The organism is Alicycliphilus sp. T452 (assembly GCF_054512775.1).
The window spans coordinates 32,863-59,033 of record NZ_JBTNEH010000021.1; the positions used below are offsets into that span (position 1 = coordinate 32,863).

The window sequence follows — 26,171 nt, forward strand, 5'->3', positions numbered from 1 at the left end:
GGCGGCACCGTCAATCGTCTATACAGGTTTTTTGATCCGTACAAACCCTATGCATCGCCCCATTCGCACATCCTCCCCGGCCGCCGTGCCGACGTTCCAACGCATCAAGGACTATGTGCTGCAGCAGATCCAGAGCGGCACGTGGCAGGAAGGCGATGCCATCCCCAGCGAAGCGGCCCTGGCCAAGCAGTTCGAGGTGGCCCGCATGACGGTCAACCGCGCCCTGCGCGAGCTCAGCGACGAACGGACGCTGACGCGCGTGCGGGGATCGGGCACCTTCGTGGCCCAGCAGAAGTACCAGTCCACCCTGGTCCAGCTGCGCAACATCGCCGACGAGATCGCGGCGCGCGGCCATGCGTACCGCGGCGAGCTGCAGAAGCTCGAACGCTGCCGCGCCGACGCCGCCCTGGCGCGGCAATTCGAGCTGTCCGCCGCCCAGACCCTGTTCCATTCCGTGGTGGTGCACTTCGAGAACAACGTGCCCATCCAGGTCGAGGACCGCTACGTCAACCCCGCGGTCGCGCCGGACTACCTGGCCCAGGACTTCGGCAGCCAGACACCCAACGCCTACCTGATGCGCGTGGCGCCGCTGCAGGGCGTGCAGTTCTCCATCGAGGCCGGCATGCCCGGCGCCGAGGTGGCGGACATGCTGCGCATGGACGCCGGCGAGCCCTGCCTGGTGCTGCGCCGCAGCACGCGATCGCAGGGCCAGGTGGCCTCCGTATCGGCGCTGTGGCACCCGGCATCGCGCTACCGGTTCACGGGCAGTTTCTAGCTCGCCGAACTGGGCAGGATGCGCCGCAGCGTCTCGGGCCAGCAGGTCCGAAGCGCCCACAGGCGCATGACCTCGATGTCGGGCGCGAGGTAGCGGTCCCGTTCGAGGAAGGCCACCCGCGCGCGGATGGCGGCGAGCTGCGCCTCGACCAGCGGCGAGCTCTTGAGCCACGGCGCGGGCGCGGCGCCCGGGGCCGGCACGCGGTCGAAGTCGATGCCCTGCGCGGCGGCCATGGCCTCGATGCCCACGATCACGGCCGTGTTGCGCGCCATATCGGCAAGGCGCCGCGCGCCGTAGGTGGCCATGGACACGTGGTCCTCCTGGTTGGCCGAGGTGGGCAGGCTGGTCACGCTGCTGGGGTGGGCCAGGCACTGGTTCTCGGCGGCCAGGGCCGCGGCCGTGACCTGGGCGATCATGAAGCCCGAATTCACCCCGCTCTCGCGCACCAGGAAGGCGGGCAGGCCCGAAAGGCCCGGGTCCAGCAGCAGCGCCAGGCGCCGCTCGGCGATCGCGCCGATCTCGGCCAGCGCCAGCGCGACGATGTCGGCCGCGAAGGCCACGGGCTCGGCGTGGAAGTTGCCGCCCGAGATGACTTCCGCGGTGTCGGTGAACACCAGGGGGTTGTCGGACGCGGCATTGGCCTCGATGCGCAGCACGCGCGCGGCATGCTGCAGGTTGTCCAGGCACGCGCCCATGACCTGGGGCACGCAGCGGATGGAGTACGGGTCCTGCACGCGGCCGCAGTGCGGGTGCGAGGGGTCGATGGCGCTGCCCTCCAGCAGCGCGCGCACGGCGGCGGCCACGGCGATCTGCCCGGCCTGGCCGCGCGCCTCGTGGATGCGCGCGTCGAAGGGCTTGACCGATCCCTTGATGGCTTCGAGCGTGAGCGCGCCCGACACCAGGCCCGCGGCGAACACGCTCTCGGCATCGAACAGGCCCGCCAGCGCCAGCGCCGTGGACACCTGCGTGCCGTTGAGCAGCGCCAGCCCCTCCTTGGGCCCGAGCACGAAGGGATCGAGCCCCACGGCCGCCATGGCCTCGCGGCCCGGCACGACCCGCCCCTGCACCCGGGCCTGGCCCTCGCCGATCAGCACGCAGGCCAGGTGCGCCAGCGGCGCGAGGTCGCCCGAAGCACCCACCGAGCCCTTGGCCGGGATCACGGGCAGCACGTCGGCATTGGCCAGGGCCAGCAGCGCATCGGCCAGGGCCGGGCGCACGCCCGAGTGGCCGCGCGCCAGGCTCACGGCCTTGGTGGCCAGCACCATGCGCACCACGGGGTCGGGCAGGGGCTCGCCCGTGCCGACGCTGTGCGAGAGCACCAGGTTGCGCTGCAGTTCGGCCAGGTGGTCGTGGGCAATCTTTGTGCTGGCCAGCTTGCCGAAGCCGGTGTTGATGCCGTAGACCACCTGGTCTTCATCGACGATGCGCTGCACCGTGGCCTGCGCGGCCTGCATGCCGGCCTGGGCCGCAGGGTCGAGTCGCAGATGCACGCCGCCGGCCTGGATGCGGCGCAACTCGGCCAGGCTCACGTGGCCGGGGCGCAGCACCAGAGCGTCGGGCTCGGAAGGGTTGGCTGGGTTCATGGTTCGATCCTGTATATACAAGCTCACACAAGCAAAAACGGTTCGCGCGTGCCCGACCCGTGGCTATCCGAACACCGGGTTGCCGTCGGCGCGGATGCGGCAGCCCAGGCGGTAACGCGACGCCGGATGCAGGCAGCGCACCAGCGTCACGGGCGTGCCGCGGTTCCAGGTGCGGCGCATCAGCAGCAGGCAGGGCTGGGTCGGCTCCATCTCCAGCAGCCGGGCCTGCTGCGGCGTGGGCAGCACGGCGTCGACCACGTGCTCCATCTGGTCGTAGGGCACGTTGCGCACCAGGAACTCCGACGGCTGCAGTTGCGCGAAGTCCTGGTCGATGAAGTCGGGCACGATGCGCGGGTTGACGTAGCGGTCCTCGAGCTGCACGGGCACCCCGTCCTCCAGGTGCACGCACAGGGCATGGAACACCGGCTCGCCCGTGCGCAGGTCGAGCGCCGCCGCCACCTCCATGCCGGCCGCCACGCGTTCCACGCCGAGCACCTTGCAGCTGTAGTCATGGCCGCGCTGGCGGATCTCGCTCGCCAGGTTGGCGATCTGCAGCAGCGTGGACTGGGGCTTGCCCTCGGCCACGAAGCTGCCCACGCCCGCCACGCGCACGATGCGCCCCTGCTCCGCCAGTTCGCGCAGGGCGCGGTTCACGGTCATGCGCGAGATGCCGAACTGCAGCACCAGCTCGTTCTCGGACGGCAGGCGGTCGCCGGCCTTCCACGAGCCGTCCTGGATCCGGCGCGCGACATGGTCCTTGACCTGCTGGTACAGGGCCACCGGCGAGGCCTCGGTGAGCCGTGCAGGCCGCGCCTTGGCGCGGGCGGAGGAAGCGGATGCCATGGGACGCCGCTCAATGGGCCTCGGCGGCCATGGATTCGGCGCGGATTTCCTCGGTGAGGCGCGCCTTGAGCTCCATGAACTCGGGCGAGGTCTTTACGCGATAGTGGCGCGGGTGCGGCAGGTGGACGGCGATCTCGCTCTTGATGCGCCCGGGGCGCGCGCTGAACACGGCCACGCGGTTGGCCATGAAGATGGCCTCGTCGATGTCGTGCGTGACGAACATCACGGTCTTGCGCTCGGCCTCCCAGATGCCTAGCAGCAGTTCCTGCATGAGCACGCGGGTCTGATTGTCGAGCGCGCCGAAAGGCTCGTCCATGAGCAGGATCTTGGGATCGTTGGCCAGCGCCCGCGCAATCGCCGTGCGCTGCTGCATGCCGCCCGAGAGCTGCTTGGGGAAATGCTGCTCGAAGCCGCGCAGCCCCACCTTGGCGATGAAATACGCCGCGCGCTCCTTCTGCGCGCCTTCGGGCATGCCGCGTTCGCGCAGGCCGAAGCGTATGTTCTGCTCGATGGTGAGCCAGGGAAACAGCGTGTAGCTCTGGAACACCATGCCGCGGTCGGCGCCGGGCCCCTCGACGGGCTGCCCGCCCAGCAGCACCCGGCCCGAGGTCGGATGGTCCAGCCCGGCGACGATGCGCAGCATGGTCGACTTGCCGCAGCCGGACGGCCCGAGGATGGTCACGAAGTCGTTCTCCTGCACGTCGAAATCGACGGGCAGCAGGGCCTGGGTGGCCTGCCCCTTGGGGCTGACGAAGGTGCGCGACACCGCCTGGATGGAAAGGAGCGGGTTCATCACAAGGCACTCCAGGCGAACAGGCGGCGGTTGACGGCCTTGAATAGCACGTCGGACACCAGGCCGATCAGGCCGATGACGATGATGCCGAAGATGATCTGCCCCGTGTTGAGCAGCGCCTGGCTGTCGGTGATCATGTGGCCTATGCCCGAGGCCGAGCCGATGAGCTCGGCCACGATCACGTAGGTCCAGGCCCAGCCCAGCACCAGGCGCAGCGTCTCGGCGATGTCGGGCGCGGCGCCCGGGATCAGCACGCGGCGCACGATGCCGCTGCTGGAGGCGCCCAGCGTGTAGGCGGCCTCCACGAGGTCCTTGCGGGCGTTGCCCACGGTGACGGCCACCATCAGGATGATCTGGAACACCGAGCCGATGAAGATCACGAGCAGCTTCTGCAGTTCCCCCAGCCCCGCCCACAGGATCAGCAGGGGGATGAAGGCCGAGGCCGGCAGGTAGCGGCAGAACGACACGAAGGGCTCCAGGAAGGCCTCCACCCCCTTGTGCGCGCCCATCGCGATGCCCAGCGGCACGGCGACCACGGCGGCCATGACGAAGCCGCCGAGCACCCGCCACACGGTCATGCCGATGTCGTGCAGGAAGCCGAACTCGGTGAAGAGCAGCCAGCCCTCCCTGGCCATGGTGATGGGGCTGGCTAGGAACGTGGGCGACACGAAGCCGCCCAGCGTGAAGAAGGCCCACACCACGAAGAACAGCACGAAGAAACCCACGCCCAGGGCCACCCGCATGCGGGCGCTCACGGGCTCCAGCGGCGCCAGGCCGCGGCGGCGCGGCCGCCGCTCCCGCCGCCCCAGCGCGGGGGCGGCGCTCATCGCCTGATTCATATCCCGGTCCTCCTGCACCCTGCGCTCACTTGATGAAGCTGGCGTCGTACATCGCGTCGTAGCCGTCGGGCAGCTTGCGGATCACGCCGGCCTCGAGCAGGATGGCCGCGGCGTCCTTCATGAACTGCTGCAGCTCGCCCGCGAAGAACTTCTGGTTCGCGGCCTTGTCCTGCCAGCGCAGGTAGGACGCGGACTTGCCGAATGCCTCGCCCGTCTGCTTGACGGCCGAGCCCATGATCTCGTAGGACTTGGCGGGATCGGCCTTGATCATCTCCAGCGCCTGGAAGTAGGAATTGGCCATGGCCTGCGCGGCCTTGGGGTTGGCCTTGAGCCAGGCGGGGTCGCACCCCACGGTGTCCATCACCATGGGGTAGTCCAGCGTGGTGGCCAGGATCTTGCCGGCCTGCGGGTTGGCGCGCACGGTGGAGAGATACGGCTCGTAGGTCATGGCCGCATCGTTCTGCCCCGAGATGAAGGCCTGGGCCGCGGGCTGAGGTTCGAGCGAGACGATCTTCACGTCCTTGAGGCTCATGCCGTTCTTGGACAGCATCCAGGCCAGGCCGAAGTGCGGCGCCGTGCCGGGAGCGCTCACCCCCACGGTCTTGCCCTTGAGGTCGGCGAAGCCCTTGACGTCGTTGCGCACGGCCAGGCCGTCGGCGCCGTAGGACTTGTCCATCTGGAAGATCTGCACGATGGGCACGCCGTTGGTGTTCCAGGCCACGTGCGTCTCCACCGTGGTGGCGGCGCACTGGATGGCCTTGGAGGCGAGGGCCAGATGGCGGTCCTTCTGCGGAATCATCTTGAGCTCCACGTCCAGGCCGTTCTTCTTGAAGATGCCCGCCTTGTCGGCCAGCGTCAGCGGCGCAAACCCCGTCCAGCCCGACATGCCCAGGGCCACCTTGGTCTCCTGCGCCTGGGCCGGCGCGGCCAGCCCCGCCACGCATGCCACCGCCGCCGCCAGCGGCGCCATCTTCACAACCGTTCGGCTCATCTTCAGCTCCTGTAGGAAAAAGTACGTTGGCTCATCCGGATCGGGAAGCAGGCCCTGCCTCCTCGCCGCGATGATCGGCGCGCCCACGCACCTGTCTATACAGGGTAAACACGAGGAAACCGCCCCTCGGGCACCAAGAAAACGGCCTCCTTCCCATCTCCCGGGATTGCGTTGCGGAACGTCCCGGCACGGTGTCAGTCCGCCAGCACGGTGCGCGCGATGATGTTGCGCTGCACCTCGGACGAGCCCTCGTAGATCCGCAGGATGCGCGCGTCGCGCACGTAGCGCTCCAGCGGCATCTCGCGCGTGTAGCCGTAGCCGCCGTGGATCTGCAGCGCGGCGTCGGCCACGAAGCCCGCCATCTCGGAGGCGTGCAGCTTGGCCATGGCCGACTGCAGCGTGAACGGCTGGCCCGCCTGGCGCAGCGCGAGCGCCTGCAGCGTGAGGCCCCAGGACGCCTCCAGGCGCAGCTTCATGTCGGCCAGCATCCACTGCAGGCCCTGCTTGCCCGCGATGGGCTCGCCGCCGATCTGGCGCTCCTTCATCCAGCGCGTGGCGTCGGCCAGCGCGGCCTCGGCAATGCCCAGGGCCGTGGCCGCCACGTCGAGGCGGCTGTTGTCCAGCACCCTCATCGCGGTCTTGAAGCCCGTGCCCTCGGCGCCCAGGCGGTTCGCAGCCGGCACGCGCACGCCGTCGAACGCCACCTCGAACGCGTGCGCGCCCTGGATGCCCATGAGCCTCTCGGGCGACGAGATGCCGATGCCGGGCGAATCGGTCTCCACCACGAAGGCGCTGACCCCGCGCGCGCCTGCGCCGGGGTCGGTCTTGGCGAAGACCACGAGGAACCCGGCCTCCTTCGCGTTCGAGATGAAGTGCTTCACGCCATCGATGCGGTAATGCGCGTCCTCGCCCTCCCCCTCGCGCGTGGCGCGCGTGCGCAGGTCGGCCGGGTGCGACCCGCCGCGCGGCTCGGTCAGCGCGAAGCCCGCCAGCCACTCGCCGCTGGCCGCGCGCGGCAACCACCGCGCGTGCTGCCCGGGGCTGCCGCCTATGAGCACCGCGTCGGTGCCCAGGTAGTGCGCGCCGATCATCGACGAGGTGGCCGCGCAGGCCCGCGAGATCTCCACCAGCGACAGCAGCATCGCCGTGGGCGTGACGCCCGCGCCGCCCAGGTGCTCCGGCAGGTTCATGCCCATCACGCCCAGCTCGGCCAGCTGCGGCACGTGGCAGGTGACGGACAGGCCATGTTCATCGATCTCCCGCGCGCGCGGCGCGAGGGTCCCGGTGGCGAAGCGGGCCACGGCGTCGGCCACGGCCCGGTCGTCGGCGGTGACGCCGAGTCGGTTCAAGGTATTCATATAAAGAGCTCCTTCAAGGTTGTGGGCGATCGTGGAATTCAGGCGGGGCCGAACAGCCCCGCCGCGCGCAGCGCGGCCAGCCGCTCTCCGCCCGCCTGCAGCAGCCCGGCCATGAGCTCGTCGGTGTGCTGGCCCAGATCGGGCGCGGGCTCGGCGCGGTTGGGAGCGGCGCCGCCGAACTTCACGGGCTGCGTGGGCACGCGCAGCCCCGGCAGGCGCGGGTCGTCCACCGCGCGCAGCAGGCCGCGCGCCAGGCCCTGCTCCGATTCGAGGGCCTGCGCCATGGTCCACAGCGGGCTGCCAGGCACGCCGGCGGCCTCCAGCTGCGCCACCACCTCGGTCACGCCGAGCCTGCCGGCCCAGGCCTCGATGGCGGCGGCAAGCTCGGGCTCGTGGGCGCGGCGCAGCTCGTCGGTGGCAAAGCGCGCGTCCTGCGCAAAGCCGGGCGCGCCGATCAGCGCCGCCAGCGCGGCGAACAGCCTGTTGTTGAGCACGGCCAGCGCGAAATGCCCGTCCCGCGCGCGGTACACGCCGAACGGCGCCGAGAAGGAATGCCGGTTGCCATTGCGCCGTGCGCTCTCGCCCGTGAACAGGTAGCGGCCCACGCCCGTGACGAGGAAAGCCAGCGTGGCGTCGAACATCGCCACGTCCACGTGCTGGCCCCGGCCCGTGCGGCGCTGCTGCAGCAGCGCGGCCAGCGTGGCCCAGGACGCGAACAGGCCCGCGATCACGTCGGACACGGCCTCGCCCACCAGGGTGGGCGGGCCGTCGGGCTCGCCCGTGGCCTCCATCAGGCCGCTCATGGCCTGCACGATGATGTCGTAGGCCGGCAGGTGCGCGAGCGGCCCCGTCTGGCCGAAGCCCGACACGCTCACGTACACCAGGCGCGGGTTGGCGCGGCGTAGTGCATCGGGGCCCACGCCCAGGCGCTCGGCCACGCCGGGGCGGAAGTTCTCCACCACCACGTCCACTTCCTGCGCCAGCTGCGCCACGATGCCCGCGGCCTCGGGGTGCTTGAGGTCCAGCACCATGCTCTTCTTGTTGCGGTTGAGCGCGGTGAACAGGCTGCTGATGCCGCCGCGCATGGGGCCGATGTGGCGGTAGTCGTCGCCGCCCGGCGGCTCGACCTTGATGACCTCGGCCCCCAGGTCCGCCAGCAGCGCCGTGGACAGCGGGCCCGCGAGCACGCGGCTGAAGTCGAGAATGCGGATGCCGTCGAGCGGCCGGATGGTGGGGGGCGGTACGGGCATGCGGGGCTCCTGTGAATGCACGGAAGCCCGATGGTTGCCCAAAGCAGGATCAAAATAAAATATTCAATCTTGATACCTTGAATCAACTATCTTGATAAATATCAGCCTGCGCCAGCTCGAATACTTCGCCGCCGCGGCCCAGCACGGCGGCGCGGCGCGCGCGGCCGCGGCACTCAGCGTGTCGCAGCCCAGCATTTCCAAGGCCATCGCCGACCTGGAGGCTCTGTGGGGCGAGGCGCTGTTCGTGCGCCGCCATGCGCGCGGCCTGGAGCTCACGGCGGCGGGCCAGATGCGCCACCGCGAGACGCACGCGCTGCTGGAGCGCGCCCGCGCGCTCGAAGGGCCGCGCACGGACGAGGAAGCGGGGCTGCTGCGCGTCGGCTGCCTGTCCACGCTCGCGCCGCGCCACCTGCCCGCCATGCTGGTGCGCATGCGCGAACGCCATCCGCAGGTGGAGGTCGAGGTGCACGAGGGCGACACCGAGGCGCTGCTGCAGATGCTCGAACGCGGCGCGCTGGACGCCGCCCTGCTCTACGACATGGGCCTGGCGCGCCCCGTACGCCTGGAGGCCGTGACGTCATTCGTGCCCTACGCCCTGCTGCCCGCGGGCCACGCGCTGGCGGCGCGCACCAGCCTGCCGGTCACCGCGCTGGCGCAGGAGCCCTTCATCCTCATCGACCTGCCGCACAGCCGCGAATACTTCCTGTCGCTGTTCCGCCAGGCGGGCGTCGCGCCGCGCATCGCGCATGCGACGCCGTCGATCGAAATGGTGCGCTCGCTGGTGGCCAACGGGCTGGGCGTCTCGCTGCTCACCACGCGCCCCGTGCGCGACTGGAGCTACGACGGCAAGCGCCTGGCCTGCCGGCGCCTGCGCGGGCCGCTGGCGGCCCAGTCGGTGGTCATGGCGTACCCCGAGCGCCTCGGCGCGCACAATCCGCGCGCGCCCTTGTTCGCGCACGTGGTGCGCGAATGCTTCACGCGCCAGCGCGATGCCATGACGGCGCCCGATGCGCCGTAGCCGCCCGGGGGGCGGCTACGCTGCTTACTCGGGGTCGATCTTGGAGCTCTTGATCACGTCGGCCCAGGCCGCGAAGTCGGCCTTCACGCGCGCGCCGAGCTGCTGCGGGCCCTGGTAGTCGGCCGTGGCGCCCTGCTCCTGCGCCTTCTTGCGGAAGGCCGGGTCTTCCACCACCTTCTTCATGTCGGCCGCCAGCTTGTCGATGATCGGCTTGGGTACGGCCGCGGGCGCGAACAGCGCGAACCACGAGGTGGCGTTGACGCCGGGGTAGCCGGCCTCGGCCGTGGTGGGCGCGTCGGGCAGGCTGGGCAGGCGCTCCTTGCCCGTGACGGCCAGCACGCGCAGCTTGCCGGACTGGATGTGCGGCATGAACGGTGGCGCGGTGCCGAAGGTCAGGTCCACCTGGCCGCCCAGCAGGTCCTGCAGCGCGGGGCCCGTGCCCTTGTAGGGCACGTGCACCATCTTGATGCCGCCCTGCTGCTCCAGCATGGCGCCCGTCACGTGCTGCAGCGAGCCGTTGCCCGACGAGGCGTAGTTGAGCTTGCCCGGGTTGGCCTTGGCGTAGGCGACCAGCTCGGCCAGCGTCTTCACGGGCAGGCCCTCGCGCACCACGATGATCTGCGGCGCCGAGAGCACGTTGGCGATGGGCTGGAAGTCCTTCTGCTCCCACTGCGGCGCGCGGGTCAGGTGGGGCGAGATCACGTGGTAGCCCGAGTACTGCATGAGCAGCGTGTAGCCGTCGGGCTCGGCGCGCTTGACGATGGCAGCCGCGATCGTGCCGTTGCCGCCAGCCTTGTTGTCCACCACCACCGACTGGCCCAGCACGGGTGCCAGCGCCTGCGCGGCCATGCGCGCCGCGATGTCGGTGGTGCCGCCGGCCGCGGCCGGCACCACGAAGGTCACGGGCTTGGAGGGGTAAGGCCCCTGGGCCCAGGCCGTGGACAGCGCCAGCGGCGCGAGCGCGGCCAGGGCCAGCGCGGTGAAGCGTTTGCGGGTGATCGTCGTCATCTCGTCTCCTTCGAGGGTTTCATCAAATCAAAACGGTGGGTCGTGCCGTCAATCCACGGTGGCGCCGGTGTCCTTCACCACGCGCGCCCACTTGGGCAGGTCGGCCCGCACCAGCGCGCCAAGCTGGGCCGATGTGCCCTTGAACGGCTCGCAGCCGACGACGGCGAGCTTGTCCGCCACGTCCTTGTGGTCCAGCGCGCGCGCCACCTCGGCCTGCAGCCGCTCCACGATGGACGCGGGTGTGCCCGCGGGGGCGAACATGGCATACCACGGCGCCTGGCCGAAGCCCTTGAGCGTCTCGCCGATGGTGGGCACGTCGGGCAGCACGGCCACGCGCTTCTCGTTCACCACGCCCAGCACCTTGAGCTTGCCCGCCTTGATGAAGGAAATCGACGAGGGCAGGCTCTGCACCGACAGCGGCACCTGCCCGCCCGCCACGTCGGTGGCGGCGGCGGCCGAGCCCTTGTAGGGGATGTGCTGCAACTGGATGCCCGCGGCCTTCTGCAGAAGTTCGCCGATCAGGTGGTTGAGCGTGCCGTTGCCGGCCGAGGCGATGGCGTACTTGCCCGGGCTGGCCTTGGCGAGCCGGATCAGGTCGGCCACGTTGTTGGCCGGGAACGAGGGGTGCGCCACGAGCACGTAGCCCGCCGTGGCGATGGGCGCCACGGGCTCGAAGTCCTTGACGGCATCGAAGCCCGGGTTCTTGTAGAGCGCGGGGCCGATCACGTGCGCGCTGTCGGCCGTGACCAGCAGCGTGTAGCCGTCGTGCCTGGCGCGCGCCAGGGCCGCCGTGGCCAGCGTGCCGCCCGCGCCGGGGCGGTTGTCCACGATCACGCTCTGGCCCATCTGCTCGGTCAGGCGCTGCGCGAGCACGCGCGCGATCGCATCGTTGGCGCCGCCCGCGGCCTGCGGCACCACGAGGGTGATGGGCTTGGAGGGGTACTTGTCCTGCGCGGCGGCGGCCAGCGGCGCGGCGCACAGTACGGCGGCCAGCGCCAGTGCGGCATGGCGCCGGGCCACGGCATGGGTGAAAGGCATGGGGTCGTCTCCTGTGGGGTATGCGGGGTACGGCGTCACCGCGCCAGTGCGCGTTCGCGGATCGCGTCGAAGCCGGCGGGCACCGGGTGCAGGTCCAGCCGGCAGCCGGCCTTGACGATCTGGCTGGGCACCTCGTGGCCGATGAGCGCGGGCAGGCGCGCGGCCGCCGCGATGAGCGCGGAAAGCTGAACGCCCGTGTCATAGCCCATGAGCGCGAGCGCGTGCACGATCTCCTCGGTGCACACGTTGCCCGTGGCGCCCGGCGCATAGGGGCAGCCGCCCAGGCCGCCGAGCGAGGCGTCGAACCGGTCGGCCCCCGCGTCGATGGCGGCGAGCACGTCGGCCAGCCCCATGCCGCGTGTGTTGTGGAAGTGCAGCGTGAACGCCAGGCCCGGCCAGCGCGCGCGCGCCTGCGCCACCACCTGCGCCACCTGCGAGGGGTAGGCCATGCCCGTGGTGTCGCACAGCGTGATGCCGGCCACGCCCAGGCCGGCGAAGCGCTGCACCCAGTCCCACACGCCGTCCAGGGCCACGTCGCCCTCCATGGGGCAGCCGAACACGCACGACAGCGACACATTCACCGGCACGTGCGCGGTCTGCGCCATGGCCACCACCTGCGCCAGCGCCGCGAACGACTGCGCGCGCGTCATGCGCAGGTTGGCCAGGTTGTGCGTCTCGCTCACCGACATGACGAGGTTGAGCTCGTCGGTGCGCGACTCGATGGCGCGCTCCGCGCCGCGCGCGTTGGGCACCAGCGCGGTGTAGGTGACGCCGGGGCGGCGCGCTATCTCGCGCATCACCACCTCGGCGTCGCGCAGCGCGGGGATGGCCGTGGGCGAGGTGAACGAGGTCACCTCGATCTTGGCGATGCCCGCCGCCGACAGCGCGTCGACGAGGGCGATCTTGTCCTCGGTGGGCACGAACTGCGCCTCCATCTGCAGGCCGTCGCGCATGCCCACGTCGCAGATCTCGATGCGGCGCCCGGCGCCGTTCCACACGGTGTTCATTGGATGACGCCCTTGCTGCGCAGCAGCGCGATCTGTTCCTGCGTCAGGCCGGCCTCGGCCAGCACGGCGTCGGTGTCGTCGCCCAGGCGGGGGGCGCTGGAGCGGATCGTGCCTGGCGTGGCCGAGAGCTTGGGGCAAATGCCCGGCACGGTGACTTCGTCGCCGTCGCGCGTCTGCTGCGTGAGCAGCATGCCGCGCGCCTGGTAGTGCGGGTCCTCGGCGATGTCCCGGGCCGTGTAGACCTTGCCCGCGGGCACGCGCGCGGCGGCCAGCCGCTCCATGACCTGCGCCACGGTCAGCGTGGCCGTCCACGCTTGAATAGCCCCGTCGATCTCGGCCACGCGCGCCACGCGGCCCGCGTTGTCGGCCAGCTGCGGGTCGTCGGCCAGGTCCTGGCGGCCGACGGCGGCCATCAGGCGCTTGAAGATGCTGTCGCCATTGCCCGCCACCAGCACCCAGCCGTCCTGGCAGGGGTAGGCGTTGGAGGGCGCGATGCCCGGCAGCGCGCTGCCCGCGGCCTCGCGCACCACGCCGAAGGCGCTGTACTCGGGGATCAGGCTCTCCATGCAGTTGAACACGGCCTCGTGCAGCGCCACGTCGATCACCTGGCCCGCGCCGCCGTGCACCTTGCGGTGGTACAGCGCCATCATCACGCCGATGGCGCCGTGCAGCGCGGCCAGCGTGTCGCCGATCGAGACGCCCACGCGCACCGGCACGCGGCCCGGCTCGGCCGTGAGGTGGCGCAGGCCGCCCATGGCCTCGCCGATCACGCCGAAGCCCGGCAGGTCGCGGTACGGCCCCGTCTGGCCGTAGCCCGAGATGCGCAGGATCACGAGGCCCGGGTTGAGCGCGTGCAGTTCCTCGAGCGACATGCCCCAGCCCTCGAGCGTGCCGGGGCGGAAGTTCTCGATGAGCACGTCGGCCTCGGCGATGAGGCGGCGCGCTATTGCTTGCGCCTCGCTCTGGCGCAGGTCCAGCGCCACCGATTTCTTGTTGCGCGACTGCACCTGCCACCACACGGACGTGCCGTTCTTGATGAGGCGCCAGTTGCGCAGCGGGTCGCCGGCTCCGACCGCCTCGATCTTGATGACCTCGGCGCCGAACTCGCCCAGCGTCTTGCCGCAGAACGGCCCGGCGATGAGCTGGCCCATCTCGATCACGCGCACGCCGGCCAGCGCGGCGGGGGTGGTTGTCTCTTGCATGGCGGTGTCGTCTCCTGAAATCCGCTGTGGATGATGCGCCGCCCGGCGCCGCGCACAAAACGCTCAAGCGCGACGCTGCCATCGCAAACCGGCATGGCCGCGCGCCGCCGCAGTACCATCGCCGCCCATGAAGCTCGACCCGGTCTCCCTGCGCCTGTTCGTCGCGGTGATGGAGGAAAACGCCATCGCCCGCGCCGCCGCGCGCGAACACATCGCGCCATCCGCCGCCAGCCGCCGCCTGGCTGAGCTGGAGGACCAGCTGCGCGTGGAGCTGTTCACGCGCAGCAACCGCGGCACCGAGCCCACGGCCGCGGCCTACGCGCTGCTGAACCTCGCGCGCGGCGTGCTCAACGACCTGGACGGCATCGCCACGCAGATGCGCGACTACCGCGCCGGCGTGCGCGGCCATGTGCGCGTGGTGGCCAACATCTCGGCCATCACGCAGTTCCTGCCCGGCGAACTGCAGCGCTTCATGGCCGCGCATCCGCAGGTCGGCGTGCGGCTGCAGGAGCAGATCAGCAGCGCCGTGGCGCAGTCGGTGGCCGAGAACGCGGCCGACGTGGGCATCCTCAACCACGGCAGCTACGGCGAGCGCGTCGCGCTGCTGCCCTACCGCGAGGACGAGCTGGTGCTCATCGTGCCCACGGGCCATGCGCTGGCGCGCCGGCGGCGCGTGCGGCTGGCCGACGCCCTGCCCTGCGACTTCGTCGGCATGCACCCGGGCAGCGCCATCAACAACCTGCTCACGCGCGCGGCGGCCGAGCTGGAGATGCCCCTGCGGCTGCGCATGCAGGTCACGAGCTACGACGCGCTGTGCCTCATGGTCTCGGCCGGCCTGGGCGTGGCCGTGCTGCCGCGCGGCAGCGCGCAGAACCTGCGCGGCACGCTGGCCATCCGCGCCGTCGCGCTGGCCGAGCCCTGGGCGCGCCGGCGGCTCTCGCTGTGCGTGCGCGCGCAGGAGCCGCTCTCGGGCGTGGCCCGGCTGCTGGTGGACCACCTGCGCGCCCAGGGCACGGAGGCCGGCGCATGAACGCCTCGTTGCGCTGGGACATCTTCTGCCAAGTCATCGACAACTACGGCGACATCGGCGTGTGCTGGCGCCTGGCCGCCGAGCTCGCCGCCCGGGGCCACCGTGTGCGCCTGTGGGTGGACGACGCCACGGCCCTGTCGTGGATGGCGCCACGGGGAGCCGCAGGCGTACAGGTGCTGCCCTGGCCCGCCCAGGCGCCGCCGGATGGGCCGGGCGACGTGGTCGTGGAGGCCTTCGGCTGCGAGATTGCTCCCGACTTCATAGCTGCCATCGCCCGCCACACGGGCGATGGAGGCAAAAAACCCTTGTGGATCAACCTGGAGTACCTGTCGGCCGAAAGCTACGTCGAACGCTGCCACCGCCTGCCCTCGCCTCTCACGGGCGGCCCCGGCGCGGGCCTGACGCGCTGGTTCTTCTACCCCGGCTTCACCGAACGCACGGGCGGCCTGCTGCGCGAGCGCGACCTCGCCGCCCGCCAGGCGGCCTTCGACCGCCAGGCCTGGCGCGCGCGCCACGGCATCGCGCCGCACGACCTGGCCGTCTCGCTGTTCTGCTACGAGCCCCCCGCCCTTGCGCAGCTGCTCGCGCAGCTCGGGCCCCGCCCCGGCGCGCACCTGCTGGTCACGCCGGGCCGCGCCACGGCGGCCGTTTTGCATGAAATCGACCTGAAACCCGCATGGATGGAGCGCAAGCAGCTCTCTTTTTCATACCTCGAACCCTGCCCCCAGCCGGCATTCGACGAAATGCTCTGGGCCTGCGACCTGAACCTCGTGCGCGGCGAGGATTCTCTGGCGCGCGCGCTCTGGGCCGGCCAACCCTTCGTGTGGCACATCTACCCGCAGCACGACGGCGCGCACCACGCCAAGCTGATGGCATTCCTGGACTGGCTGCAAGCGCCCGCATCGCTGCGGCGCTTCCATGCGCTGTGGAACGGGCTGGACAGCGCGCCCGCGCTGCCGCTGCTCGATGCCGCCACGCTGGCCGAATGGCGCGCCTGCACGGCGGCGGCACGCGCCCGGCTGCTGGCACAACCCGATTTATTGACCTTACTACTAGGGTTTGTGGCGGAGAAACGCTAGAATTCCTGGTTTTGCGCCATACCCCAAGGCCGCACGCTAGCGTGCCCAGCCGGCGCCCCCGCCGCGGAACATGCGCCGGGGTGGAAGGCGGCCCCCCCGCGGCCACGCCCGCCCGCCCCGACTTGTGGAGCGGCCCAACCTTACCATCCCAAGCAAGCCATGAAAATCGCTCAAGAAATCCGCGCCGGCAACGTGATCATGCAGGGCAAAGACCCCATGATCGTCCTCAAGACCGAATACGCCCGCGGCGGCCGCGGCGCCGCCACCGTGCGCATGAAGCTCAAGGCGCTCCTGTCCAACATGGGCACCGAAGTCGTCTTCAAGGCCGACGACAAGATCGATAACGTGATCCTGGACAAGAAGGACTGCACCTACTCCTACTTCGCCGACCCCATGTACGTGTGGATGGACGCCGAGTACAACCAGTACGAGGTCGAGGCCGGCAACATGGGCGACGCCATCAGCTACCTGGAAGACGGCATGGCCGCCGAAGTGGTGTTCTACGACGGCAAGGCCATCTCGGTGGAGCTGCCCACCAGCGTCGAGCGCGAGATCACCTGGACCGAGCCCGCCGTCAAGGGCGACACGTCTGGCAAGGTGCTCAAGCCCGCGAAGATCGCCACCGGCTTCGAAGTGGCCGTGCCCCTGTTCGTGGGCCAGGGCGACAGGATCGAGATCGACACCCGCACGGGCGAATACCGCAAGCGCGTCTGAACGGACGCCACCCGGCTGGAAAGGAACGTGCCCTGCACGTTCCTTTTTTTATGCCCGTTCTCCGGGCGCGCGGTCATGCGAACAGCGCGCGCTCCAGCCGTTCGTACTTCGCCTCGCCCACCGCGTCGCGGATTTTGGGCGCCAGCGCGGCCAGGGACTCGAAGCCCGTCGTGCCTTCGACGGCCAGGTTCAGGCGGAACCCGCGCAGGCCCAGGCTGGCCGTGAGTTCGGTGGCGATGAGGTAGGCCGCCTGGTAGCGCTCGCTGGCGGAGTGGGCGCCGCCTTCATCGGCCTGCGCGGGCGCCTCGGGCTCCCTGGCCTGCGGCGCCGCGCTGGCGCGTTCGAGCAGCCCCTCGTCGATCATGAACTGCACGTCGTCCTGCGTGATCCCGATCGCGGCGGTGGCCGCAAGCACCTGCGCCAGCGCGCGCCGGCCATCGAACAATATGAAGGCCGAGCGCTGGCGCGGCGACAGCACGCCATGGTGCTCCTTGAGCGCCTTCTGCCCGGCCTGGGTTTTCACAAAGATCATGCGCTTGCCCTCGCCTCGCGCCACATCGGGAACATGGCGCCATAGAGGTTTCAGTCTTGCACAAACGTGAAAATTTGTGAACCGCAAAACCACTTGCGCAGAAGTGCGGTCAGGCGCGAGTCACAGCCCGTCTGCCGGCACGGGCCGCGGCCTGCCCGGCCGGGTGGCCAGGCTGACGAGCCAGGCCACGGCCAGGCCCGTGGGCACGCCGAACACTCCGGCGGAGATCGGGTGTATGCCAAACCACAGGCCATCCGAGAGCAGCAGTTTCGGCACCAGTTCGCGCACCCCATCGACCTGGGCAAGCAGGTAGTACATGGTGACCGACAGGCCCGCCAGCATGCCGGCCACGGCGCCGTGCCGCGTGGTGCCGCGCCAGAAGATGCCCAGGACCATGGCCGGCACGAAGGCCGATGCGGCGATCGAGAACGATGCCGAGACCATGGGCAGGATCTCCGAGGGCTTGAGCGCCGCCACGAAGGCGGCCGACAGCGCCACCGTGAGCAGCGTGAACTTGGTGAGGATCACGCGCTGTTCGGGCGACGCCCTGCGGCGCGTCTCCTGGAAGTACAGGTCGCGCACCAGCGCGTTGCTGATGGTCAGCAGCAGGCCGTCGGCGGTGGACAGCGCCGCAGCCAGCCCGCCCGCGGCCACCAGGCCCGAGATGACGTAGGGCATGCCGCCGATCTCGGGCGTGGCCAGCATGATGAGGTCGGCGCCGAAGCGGACTTCGCCGAACTGCACGATACCGTCGCCGTTGATGTCCTCGACCGACAGCAGCGAGGCATCCACGCGCGCCCACTGCGCCATCCAGTTGGGCAGCTGGTCGAAGCTGCTGCCCACGAGGTTGTTCATGACCTCGAACTTCACCAGCACCGCCAGCGCCGGCGCGCTCAGGTACAGCAGGGCGATGAAGAACAGCGACCAGGCCACCGAAGCGCGCGCGCCCGCCACGGACGGCACCGTGTAATAGCGCGTGAGCAGGTGCGGCAGGCCTGCCGTGCCCACCATGAGGCAGAACATCAGCGCCAGGAAGTTGCGCCGCGAATTGTCGAAGGCCTCCCGCTCGGCGGGCGTGCCCTGCGGGTCGCCGGCAAAGGCCTGGCTGTGGCGCGGCAGGCCGCCCAGCGCGCGCGCGCGCTCGTAGTTGGCGTGCATCTCGCGCGTCCAGCGCTCGCGCGCGGCCGCCTCGTCGCGCGGCATGGAGGCCAGCTCGCGGCTGGCCGCGACGATCAGGCCCACGTCGGCGTTCTGGCCGCGCAGGCGCTGGATGCGCTGGCGCGCGGCCTCGTGTTCGCGCGCCAGCGCGGCAGGCACATCGGCCAGCCGCGCCTCGTAGTCGCGCGCTCGCTGCAGGTAGGCGGCCACGACCTGGTGCTCGACCTCCGAGGCCAGCAATCCCTCTTCCAGCTGCGCGATCTTGCCGATCTGCAGGCCCACTGCGACCGGGGCCGCAGGATTGCCCAGCTGCTTGTAGGCCAGCCAGGACACGGGTATCAGGAACGCCAGCAGGATCACCATGTACTGCGCGACCTGCGTCCAGGTGATGGCCCGCATTCCCCCCAGGAACGAGCACAGCAGCACTCCGCCCAGGCCCAGCATGATGCCGATCTCGAACTGCACGCCGGTCAGGCGCGAGGCGATCAGCCCCACGCCATAGATCTGCGCCACCACGTAGGTGAACGAGCACAGCACGGCCGCCAGGGCCGCGATGATGCGCGGCCAGCGCCCGCCATAGCGCACCTGGAAGAAGTCGGGGATGGTGTAGAGGTTCATGGCCCGCAGGTGCGGCGCGACCAGCATGGCCACGAGCACGAAGCCACCCGTCCAGCCCAGCAGGTAGGCCAGGCCGCCGGGCTGGTCCGGCGTGCCCGAGAAGCCCTGCAGGTACAGCGCCCCCGACAGGCTGATGAACGAGGCCGCGCTCATCCAGTCCGCGGCCGCGGCCATGCCGTTGTAGACGGGAGGAATGCGGCGCCCCGCCACGTAGTACTCGTCCGGGTCGGTGGTGCGCCCGTAGACGCCGATGGCGGCATAGACCATCACCGTCAGGAACAGGAAGATGGGCCCTATCCACTGGCGCGACAGGCCGTTCTGCTCGGCCCAGGCCATCAGGGCCAGGAAGCCCAGCAGGCCCACGATGTACATCGCGACGATGCGGTTCAGGCGCGCCATGTAGGAGCGCCCTGCGCCTCGCTCAGTCATGCGCCCGGGCTTCGGCGGCCTTGCGCTCTGCCGCCATGTCCTGCCGCTCGAAGTGGCTCATCGCCGCGCAGTAGACGCAGACGATGGCGATGAACATCAGCACCGCCCCCTGGGAGGCGATCCAGTAGCTCAGGTGCCACTGCCCCACCGTGAACTGCAGGTCGCGCGCGAAGAAGCAGGCGGCGAACGACACCAGCGCCCATGCGAGCAGCAGCCCGGCCTTGAGCCACAGGTGGCGCGCGTCGTGCAGGTCGGGGGCGAACGGCGCCCCCGCGTGCTCGTCGTGCGTCAGCGTCCTGCGGTGCGGCATGGCGTGGCGGCAGTCAGCCGGCCAGTTTCTGCCAGGTGTCGATCACGCTGTCCGGGTTCAGCGAGATCGACGTGATGCCTTCGCCCGCCAGCCACAGGGCGAAGTCCGGATGGTCGCTGGGCCCCTGGCCGCAGATGCCCACGTACTTGCCCTGGCGCTTGCAGGCCTCGATGGCGCGCTTGAGCAGCGCGCGCACGGCCGGGTCGCGCTCGTCGAAGTCCTTCGCCAGCAGCTCCAGGCCCGAGTCGCGGTCCAGCCCCAGGGTGAGCTGGGTCAGGTCGTTGGAGCCCACCGAGAAGCCGTCGAAGAACTGCAGGAACTCGTCGGCCAGCACGGCATTGCTGGGCACCTCGCACATCATGATGATCTTGAGGTCGTTCTCGCCGCGCTTGAGGCCGTGCTCCGCCAGCAGCTGCGTCACGCGGTCGGCCTGGCCCAGGGTGCGCACGAAGGGCACCATGACCTGCACGTTGGTCAGGCCCATGTCGTTGCGCACGCGCTTCAGGGCCTCGCATTCCATGGCGAAGGCCTCGCCGAAGTCCTCGCTGATGTAGCGCGCCGCGCCGCGGAAGCCCAGCATGGGGTTCTCTTCCTCGGGCTCGTAGCGGCTGCCGCCGATGAGCTTGCGGTACTCGTTGGACTTGAAGTCCGACAGGCGCACGATGACGGGCTTGGGCCAGAATGCGGCAGCGATCGTCGCCACGCCCTCGGCCACCTTGTCCACGTAGAACGCGCGGGGGCTGGCGTGGCCCCGGGCCACGGATTCCACGGCCTTCTTCAGGTCGGCATCGACGGCGGGGTAGTCCAGGATGGCCTTGGGGTGCACGCCGATGTTGTTGTTGATGATGAACTCCAGGCGCGCCAGGCCGACGCCCTCGTTCGGCAGCTGGGCGAAGTCGAAGGCAAGCTGCGGGTTGCCCACGTTCATCATGATCTTGGTGGCGATCTGCGGCATCTCGCCGCGCTGCACCTCGGTCACCTCGGTTTCCAGCAGGCCGTCGTAGATCTTGCCGGTGTCCCCCTCGGCGCAGCTCACCGTCACCAGGGTGCCGTCCTTGAGCCGGTCGGTCGCGTGGCCGCAGCCCACGACGGCGGGAATGCCCAGCTCGCGCGCGATGATGGCGGCGTGGCAGGTGCGCCCGCCGCGGTTGGTGACTATTGCCGAGGCGCGCTTCATCACCGGCTCCCAGTTGGGGTCGGTCATGTCGGTGACCAGCACGTCGCCCGGCTGCACCTTGTCCATCTCGCGGATGTCGTGGATCAGGCGCACCGGGCCGGTGCCTATCTTCTGGCCGATGGCGCGGCCCTCTGCCAGCACCTGACCGTGGCCCTTGAGCTTGTAGCGCTGCTCGGCCTGGCCCTTGGCCTGGCTCTTCACCGTCTCGGGACGGGCCTGCAGGATGTAGAGCTGGCCGTCCTGGCCGTCCTTGCCCCACTCGATGTCCATGGGGCGGCCATAGTGCTGCTCGATCACCAGGGCATATTGCGCCAGCTGCTGCACCTCGGCGTCGGTCAGCGAATAGCGGTTGCGCTGCTCGGTCGCCACGTCGATGGTCTTGACCAGCTTGCCGGTGGCCGCCTTTTCCTCGGGGCTGGCGAACACCATCTGGATCAGCTTGCTGCCCAGGCTGCGGCGGATCACGGCGCGCTTGGAGGCCTTGAGCATGGGCTTGTGCACGTAGAACTCGTCGGGGTTCACGGCGCCCTGCACCACGGTCTCGCCCAGGCCGTAGCTGCTGGTGATGAAGACCACGTCCTCGAAGCCGCTTTCGGTGTCGATGGTGAACATCACGCCGGCCGCGCCCAGGTCCGAGCGCACCATGCGCTGCACGCCGGCCGACAGGGCCACCACGTCGTGCGCGAAGCCCTTGTGCACGCGGTACGAGATGGCGCGGTCGTTGTAGAGGCTGGCGAACACCTCCTTCATCTTGTGCAGCACGTCCTCGATGCCGACGACGTTCAGGAAGGTCTCCTGCTGGCCCGCGAACGAGGCGTCCGGCAGGTCTTCCGCCGTGGCCGAGGAGCGCACGGCGAAGCTGGCCTGGTCGTTGCCGCCGGAAAGCCGGGCGAAGGCCTCGCGCACGGCCTTCTCCAGGTCTGCCGGGAAGGGCTGGGCCTCGACCCAGCCGCGGATTTCGGCGCCGGCCTCGGCCAAGGCGCGCACGTCTTCGGTATCGAGCCTGGCCAGGCGGGCGCTGATGCGGTCCGCCAGGCCCTCGTGCCTCAGGAACTCGCGGAAAGCGTGCGCCGTGGTGGCAAAGCCCGTGGGCACGCGCACCCCTTGGGGCAGCTGCGAGATCATCTCGCCGAGGCTGGCGTTCTTGCCGCCGACGACCTCGACGTCGCTCATTCTCAGGTTTTCAAACGGTACGACCAGGGCGGTCGCCTCGAAACGTGCAGACATGGGAAAGCTCCAGAAGTTGAAACCGGGTCTGCGCCTGCACAGGCCAAGAGATGCCTCAGGCGGTCGCCCATGCAGCGGCCACGGCTTTGCTGTTGTGGTTGTGGGCCGGCGCGGTGCATGGGGAGAAATTGGGAATAATGGGCGCCATTGTAGGGGCGCAGCCCGTTACCGCGCACGCCCCGCGTCCTACCCTATCCGCTTCCTGCCCATGCACACGCGCACCGTGTTCTACATCTCCGACGGCACCGGCATCACGGCCGAAACCTTCGGCAACGCCATCCTGGCCCAGTTCGACATGCGGCCGCGCCATGTGCGCCTGCCCTTCGTGGACACCGTGGACAAGGCGCACCAGGCGGTGCGCCAGGTCAACCACACGGCAGAGCTGGAGGGCAAGAAGCCCATCGTCTTCACCACGCTCGTGAACATGGACGTGCTCAAGGTGATACAGGAGGGCTGCAAGGGCATGCTGATGGACATGTTCAGCACCTTCGTGCGCCCGCTGGAGCAGGAGCTGGGCATCAAGTCGCTGCACCGCGTGGGACGCTTCGCCGACATCACGCGCTCCAAGGAATACCTCGACCGCATCGAGGCGATCAACTTCAGCCTGGACCACGACGACGGCCAGAGCCACCGCGACCTGGAGGGGGCGGACGTGATCCTGATCGGCATCTCGCGCAGCGGCAAGACGCCCACCAGCCTGTACCTGGCCATGCAATGCGGCCTGAAGGTGGCGAACTACCCGCTGATCCCCGAGGATTTCGAGCGCCGCCAGCTGCCGCCCGCGCTCATGCCCTACCGCAAGAAGATCTTCGGCCTGACCATCCAGCCCGAGCGCCTGTCCGAGATCCGCAACGAGCGCCGCCCGAACTCGCGCTACGCCGACCTGGCCAACTGCCGCTACGAAGTCAACGAAGCCGAGGCCATGATGCGCCGCGCAGGCATACGCTGGCTCTCCACCACGACCAAGAGCATCGAGGAGATCGCCACCACCATCCTGCAGGAGGTGCGGCCCGAGCGGCTGGTGTATTGAGTTCCAGTCCGCCGGGCCGGGGCCAGGGCTGCGTCAGAATGCCTCTGTGCGCTTGTCGTCGAGCAGGCGTTCGGCGTCGCGCCGGCCAACGAGCCAGAACAGCGCCGGGGTGAGGAAGGTGTCGAGCAAGGTCGAGCTGACCAGCCCCGAGAAGATCACCACCGCCACCGGATGCAGTATCTCGGTGCCCGGGCGCTCGGCCTCGAACAGCAGGGGCGCCAGGGCGAAGGCCGTCACCAGGGCCGTCATGAGCACGGGGCTCAGGCGCTCCAGGGAGCCGCGCAGGATCATGGCGTGGTCGAAGCCCTCGCCCTCGGTGCGCATCAGGTTCAGGTAGTGGCTGACCTTCAGGATGCCGTTGCGCACCGAGATGCCCGCCAGCGTGATGAAGCCGATCAGCGCCGCCACCGACAGCGGCTGGCCCGAGATCCACAGCCCCAGCACCGCGCCCACCAACGCCAGCGGGATGTTGGCCATGATGAGGGCCGACAGCCGCGCCGACTGGTAGCGCGCATAGAGCACGACGAACATCAGCGCCAGCGATACGACGGCCAGCATCGCGACGAGGCGGCTGGCCTCCTCCTGCGCCTGGAACTGCCCGCCCAGGGTGATGAAGTAGCCCTCGGGCAGGCGGGTCCCGTCCACCGCGGCGCGGATGTCGGCCACCACGTCCGAGAGCGGCCGCCCCTGGGCGTTGGCCGACAGCACGATGCGCCGGCGCCCGTCGTCGCGGCTGATCTGGTTCGGGCCGTCGCCCTCCTCGATGCTGGCCAGGCGCGACAGGGGCACGCGCCCGCGGGGCGTGTCGAGCAGCAGCTGCGCCAGCCCGCCGGGGGCGCGCGCGCTGTCCGGCAGGCGCACCACCAGGGCGAAGCGGCGCCCGCCCTCGACGATCTGCGCGATCTTCTCGCCCTCCACCAGGCCTTGCAGGGTGGCCAGCACCTGGGCCGCGCTCACGCCGTACTGGGCGGCGGCGGCGTAGTCCACGCGCACCGTGATCTGCGGCGCCAGCACCTGCTTCTCCACCTCCAGGTCGGCCAGGCCGGCTATGCCAGACAGGCGCGCGCGCAGGCTTTCCGCCTGGCCGCGCAGCGTGTCGAGGTCCTCGCCGAACAGCTTGATGGCGATTTGCGAGCGCACGCCCGAGAGCATGTGGTCTATGCGGTGCGAGATCGGCTGCCCCATGGAGATGGCCGCGGGCAGCGGCGCCAGGCGCGCGCGGATGTCGGCCTGCACCTCGGCCATGCTGCGGCCCATCCCGGAAGCGGGCAGCAGGCCCACGTCCAGCTCGCTGACATGCACGCCCTCGGCATGCTCGTCGAGCTCGGCGCGGCCGCTGCGCCGCCCCACGTGGGTGACCTCGGGCACCTCGCGCACCAGGCGCTCGGCCTGGCTGGCCAGGGCCGTGGATTCGGCCAGGGTCACGCCCGGGTTCAGGCGCATGCCGATGAGCAGCGTGCCCTCGTTGAACGGCGGCAGGAACGTGGTGGGAAACAGCGGCACGGCGGCCGCGGCCGCCAGCACCGCCAGCGCCCCCGCCGCCACCGCCTGGCGCGGGCGGTTCAGCACCGCCTGCAGGCCGCTGCGGTAGCGCGCCTTGAGCCAGGCCAGCAGGCGCGTGTCGCCGTGGTCGAGGTGCTTCATGCGCGGCAGCAGGTAGAAGGCCAGCACCGGCGTGACCGTGACCGACACCAGGAGCGAGGCCAGCGTCGAGACGATGAAGGCCACGCCCAGCGGCACGAACAGCCGCCCCTCTATGCCCGGCAGCGCGAACAGCGGCAGGAACACCAGCACGATGATGGCCGTGGCGTAGACGATGCCCGAGCGCACCTCCATGGAGGCGAGCTTGACCACCTCGATGGGGTGCAGCCGCATGCCGGGCTTCTTCTGCCGGTCCATCTTCAGCCGGCGCAGCACGTTCTCCACGTCCACCACGGCGTCGTCCACCAGACCGCCGATGGCGATCGCCAGCCCCCCCAGCGTCATGGTGTTGATCGACAGGCCGAAGTAGCGGAACACCAGCGCGGAAAGAAAGATGGAGACCGGTATGGCCGTGAGCGCGATCACCGTGGGCCGCAGCGTGCCCAGGAAGGCGAACAGGATCACCGCCACGAACACCGAGGCGCCGATCAGCTTGCCCTGCAGGGTGCGTACCGAGGCCTCGATGAAGCTCGCCTGGCGGAAGGTCACGCGCGGCGCCTGCATGCCCTCGGGCAGGGATTTCTCCAGCCCGGCCAGGGCCGCCTCGATGCGCCCGGTGAGCGCGATGGTGTCGGCCGTGGGCTGCTTCTGTATGCCCAGGATCACGGCAGGGCCGCCCTCGAAGCCCGCATCGCCGCGCCTGGTGGCGGCGGCGAAGCTGACATCGGCCACCTGGCGCAGCAGCAGGCTCTGGCCGTTGGGCGCGGCCAGCGCCAGGTTCTGCAAGTCCTGCAGGCGCGTGGTCTGGCCCAGGTGGCGGATCAGGTACTCGCGCCCGTTGAGCTCCAGGAAGCCCCCCGAGGTGTTGGCCGAAAAGCCCTTGAGCGCGGCCGTCAGCTGCTCGTGCGTGATGCCCAGCTGCGCCATGCGCGCCGTGTCGGGCCGCACCTGGAACTGGCGCACCTCGCCGCCGATCGGTATCACCTGCGCCACGCCGGGGATGGCCAGCAGGCGCGGGCGCAGCACCCAGTCGGCGTACTCGCGCACGGCCATGGGCGTGGTGCGCGCGGGGTCGATGGGGATCGCCACCTGCATGATCTCGCCCATGATGGAGCTCACCGGCCCCATGGTCGGCGTGATGCCCGGGGGCAGCGCCCCCTCCATCGCCGCCAGGCGCTCGGCCACCATCTGCCGGGCGCGGAAGATGTCCACGCTCCAGTCGAAGGTGACGTAGACGAAGGACAGGCCGGCGCTCGACGTGGAGCGCACGCTCTCCACGCCGGGAAGGCCGTTCATGGCGGTCTCCAGCGCAAAGGTGATGAGCTGCTCGACCTCCTGGGCCGCCATGCCGCCGGCCTCGGCCATCAGGGTCACGGTGGGCTTGTTGAGGTCGGGAAACACATCGACCGGCGTGCGCGAAAGGGTGAACGCGCCGTAGGCCATGAGCACCGCCGCCGTCGCCAGGACCAGCAGCCGGTTGGCCAGGCTGTTTTCCAAGAGCCACTTGAACATGTCGCGGGC

General features: G+C 70.2%; 22 protein-coding genes. 6 read left to right on the top strand and 16 right to left on the bottom strand.

The genetic code is table 11. From position 1 onward, the window contains the following. The first annotated feature begins 49 nt into the window (after positions 1–49). Complete coding sequence (gene hutC / locus ACX12L_RS17325; RefSeq protein WP_459263700.1) at positions 50–775, top strand: histidine utilization repressor; 726 nt, start codon at positions 50–52, stop codon at positions 773–775. On the opposite strand, the gene hutH is transcribed toward hutC (ACX12L_RS17325), so the two are convergent. The 7 genes from hutH to ACX12L_RS17360 all read right to left on the bottom strand — a co-directional run bounded on the left by hutH (position 772) and on the right by ACX12L_RS17360 (position 8,432). After that, positions 772–2,358, bottom strand: coding sequence for a histidine ammonia-lyase (gene hutH, locus ACX12L_RS17330; protein WP_459263701.1), 1,587 nt, complete (start codon positions 2,356–2,358; stop codon positions 772–774). The genes hutC (ACX12L_RS17325) and hutH overlap by 4 nt on opposite strands. 63 nt (positions 2,359–2,421) lie before the next feature. After that, complete coding sequence (gene hutC / locus ACX12L_RS17335; protein ID WP_459263702.1) at positions 2,422–3,201, bottom strand: histidine utilization repressor; 780 nt, start codon at positions 3,199–3,201, stop codon at positions 2,422–2,424. A gap of 10 nt (positions 3,202–3,211) precedes the next feature. After that, positions 3,212–3,994, bottom strand: a complete 783-nt coding sequence (locus ACX12L_RS17340; RefSeq protein ID WP_013519599.1) for an ABC transporter ATP-binding protein — start codon at positions 3,992–3,994, stop codon at positions 3,212–3,214. After that, a complete protein-coding gene (locus ACX12L_RS17345) occupies positions 3,994–4,833 on the bottom strand; it encodes an ABC transporter permease (RefSeq protein WP_459263703.1) in 840 nt (279 codons plus the stop codon). The genes ACX12L_RS17340 and ACX12L_RS17345 overlap by 1 nt, the downstream gene beginning before the upstream one ends. A 25-nt stretch (positions 4,834–4,858) precedes the next feature. Then, positions 4,859–5,824 (bottom strand): ABC transporter substrate-binding protein, encoded by a 966-nt coding sequence (locus ACX12L_RS17350; protein WP_459263704.1) that lies wholly within the window; start codon positions 5,822–5,824, stop codon positions 4,859–4,861. A gap of 194 nt (positions 5,825–6,018) precedes the next feature. Further along, on the bottom strand, positions 6,019–7,182 hold the full coding sequence (locus tag ACX12L_RS17355) for an acyl-CoA dehydrogenase family protein (protein WP_459263705.1): 1,164 nt from the start codon (positions 7,180–7,182) through the stop codon (positions 6,019–6,021). Positions 7,183–7,220: 38 nt separating this feature from the next. Then, a complete protein-coding gene (locus tag ACX12L_RS17360; protein WP_459263706.1) occupies positions 7,221–8,432 on the bottom strand; it encodes a CaiB/BaiF CoA transferase family protein in 1,212 nt (403 codons plus the stop codon). Positions 8,433–8,523: 91 nt separating this feature from the next. Here ACX12L_RS17360 and ACX12L_RS17365 point away from each other — a divergent pair, with 91 nt between their 5' ends. Next, positions 8,524–9,450 (top strand): LysR substrate-binding domain-containing protein, encoded by a 927-nt coding sequence (locus tag ACX12L_RS17365; protein WP_459263707.1) that lies wholly within the window; start codon positions 8,524–8,526, stop codon positions 9,448–9,450. A 24-nt stretch (positions 9,451–9,474) separates the two neighbouring features. Here the strand turns inward: ACX12L_RS17365 and ACX12L_RS17370 are convergent, their stop codons facing one another. Genes ACX12L_RS17370 through ACX12L_RS17385 form a run of 4 tightly spaced genes read right to left on the bottom strand, consistent with a single transcriptional unit; the run spans position 9,475 to position 13,705 of the window. After that, positions 9,475–10,458 (bottom strand): Bug family tripartite tricarboxylate transporter substrate binding protein, encoded by a 984-nt coding sequence (locus ACX12L_RS17370; RefSeq protein ID WP_459263708.1) that lies wholly within the window; start codon positions 10,456–10,458, stop codon positions 9,475–9,477. A gap of 48 nt (positions 10,459–10,506) precedes the next feature. Then, on the bottom strand, positions 10,507–11,496 hold the full coding sequence (locus tag ACX12L_RS17375; protein ID WP_459263709.1) for a tripartite tricarboxylate transporter substrate binding protein: 990 nt from the start codon (positions 11,494–11,496) through the stop codon (positions 10,507–10,509). Positions 11,497–11,531: 35 nt separating this feature from the next. Further along, complete coding sequence (locus ACX12L_RS17380; RefSeq protein ID WP_459263710.1) at positions 11,532–12,503, bottom strand: hydroxymethylglutaryl-CoA lyase; 972 nt, start codon at positions 12,501–12,503, stop codon at positions 11,532–11,534. Next, positions 12,500–13,705, bottom strand: coding sequence for a CaiB/BaiF CoA transferase family protein (locus ACX12L_RS17385; RefSeq protein ID WP_459263711.1), 1,206 nt, complete (start codon positions 13,703–13,705; stop codon positions 12,500–12,502). Before ACX12L_RS17385 ends, ACX12L_RS17380 begins: the two co-directional genes overlap by 4 nt. A 127-nt stretch (positions 13,706–13,832) precedes the next feature. On the opposite strand from ACX12L_RS17385, the gene ACX12L_RS17390 reads away from it, so the two are divergent. The 3 genes from ACX12L_RS17390 to efp all read left to right on the top strand — a co-directional run bounded on the left by ACX12L_RS17390 (position 13,833) and on the right by efp (position 16,528). Beyond that, complete coding sequence (locus ACX12L_RS17390; RefSeq protein WP_459263712.1) at positions 13,833–14,735, top strand: LysR family transcriptional regulator; 903 nt, start codon at positions 13,833–13,835, stop codon at positions 14,733–14,735. Next, positions 14,732–15,814, top strand: coding sequence for an elongation factor P maturation arginine rhamnosyltransferase EarP (gene earP / locus ACX12L_RS17395; protein ID WP_459263713.1), 1,083 nt, complete (start codon positions 14,732–14,734; stop codon positions 15,812–15,814). Before ACX12L_RS17390 ends, earP begins: the two co-directional genes overlap by 4 nt. 159 nt (positions 15,815–15,973) lie before the next feature. After that, complete coding sequence (efp, locus tag ACX12L_RS17400; protein WP_459263714.1) at positions 15,974–16,528, top strand: elongation factor P; 555 nt, start codon at positions 15,974–15,976, stop codon at positions 16,526–16,528. A gap of 73 nt (positions 16,529–16,601) precedes the next feature. Here efp and ACX12L_RS17405 read toward each other — a convergent pair whose 3' ends face one another. The 4 genes from ACX12L_RS17405 to ppsA form a co-directional block, all read right to left on the bottom strand. Further along, on the bottom strand, positions 16,602–17,060 hold the full coding sequence (locus ACX12L_RS17405) for a hypothetical protein (RefSeq protein WP_459263715.1): 459 nt from the start codon (positions 17,058–17,060) through the stop codon (positions 16,602–16,604). A gap of 120 nt (positions 17,061–17,180) precedes the next feature. Then, complete coding sequence (locus tag ACX12L_RS17410) at positions 17,181–19,265, bottom strand: VC_2705 family sodium/solute symporter (RefSeq protein WP_459263716.1); 2,085 nt, start codon at positions 19,263–19,265, stop codon at positions 17,181–17,183. Next, positions 19,258–19,575: a DUF4212 domain-containing protein gene (locus ACX12L_RS17415; RefSeq protein WP_459263717.1), complete on the bottom strand. Its 318-nt coding sequence runs from the start codon at positions 19,573–19,575 to the stop codon at positions 19,258–19,260. The genes ACX12L_RS17410 and ACX12L_RS17415 overlap by 8 nt, the downstream gene beginning before the upstream one ends. A 13-nt stretch (positions 19,576–19,588) precedes the next feature. Beyond that, entirely contained in the window at positions 19,589–21,979 is a 2,391-nt protein-coding gene (gene ppsA / locus ACX12L_RS17420) for a phosphoenolpyruvate synthase (protein ID WP_459263718.1), read from the bottom strand. Between the two features lie 208 nt (positions 21,980–22,187). Here ppsA and ppsR point away from each other — a divergent pair, with 208 nt between their 5' ends. Further along, a complete protein-coding gene (gene ppsR / locus ACX12L_RS17425) occupies positions 22,188–23,009 on the top strand; it encodes a posphoenolpyruvate synthetase regulatory kinase/phosphorylase PpsR (RefSeq protein ID WP_459263719.1) in 822 nt (273 codons plus the stop codon). A gap of 33 nt (positions 23,010–23,042) precedes the next feature. Here ppsR and ACX12L_RS17430 read toward each other — a convergent pair whose 3' ends face one another. Next, positions 23,043–26,162 carry an efflux RND transporter permease subunit gene (locus ACX12L_RS17430; RefSeq protein ID WP_459263720.1) on the bottom strand — a complete coding sequence of 1,040 codons (3,120 nt, stop codon included), beginning with the start codon at positions 26,160–26,162 and terminating at the stop codon, positions 23,043–23,045. Between the last annotated feature and the right edge of the window lie 9 nt (positions 26,163–26,171).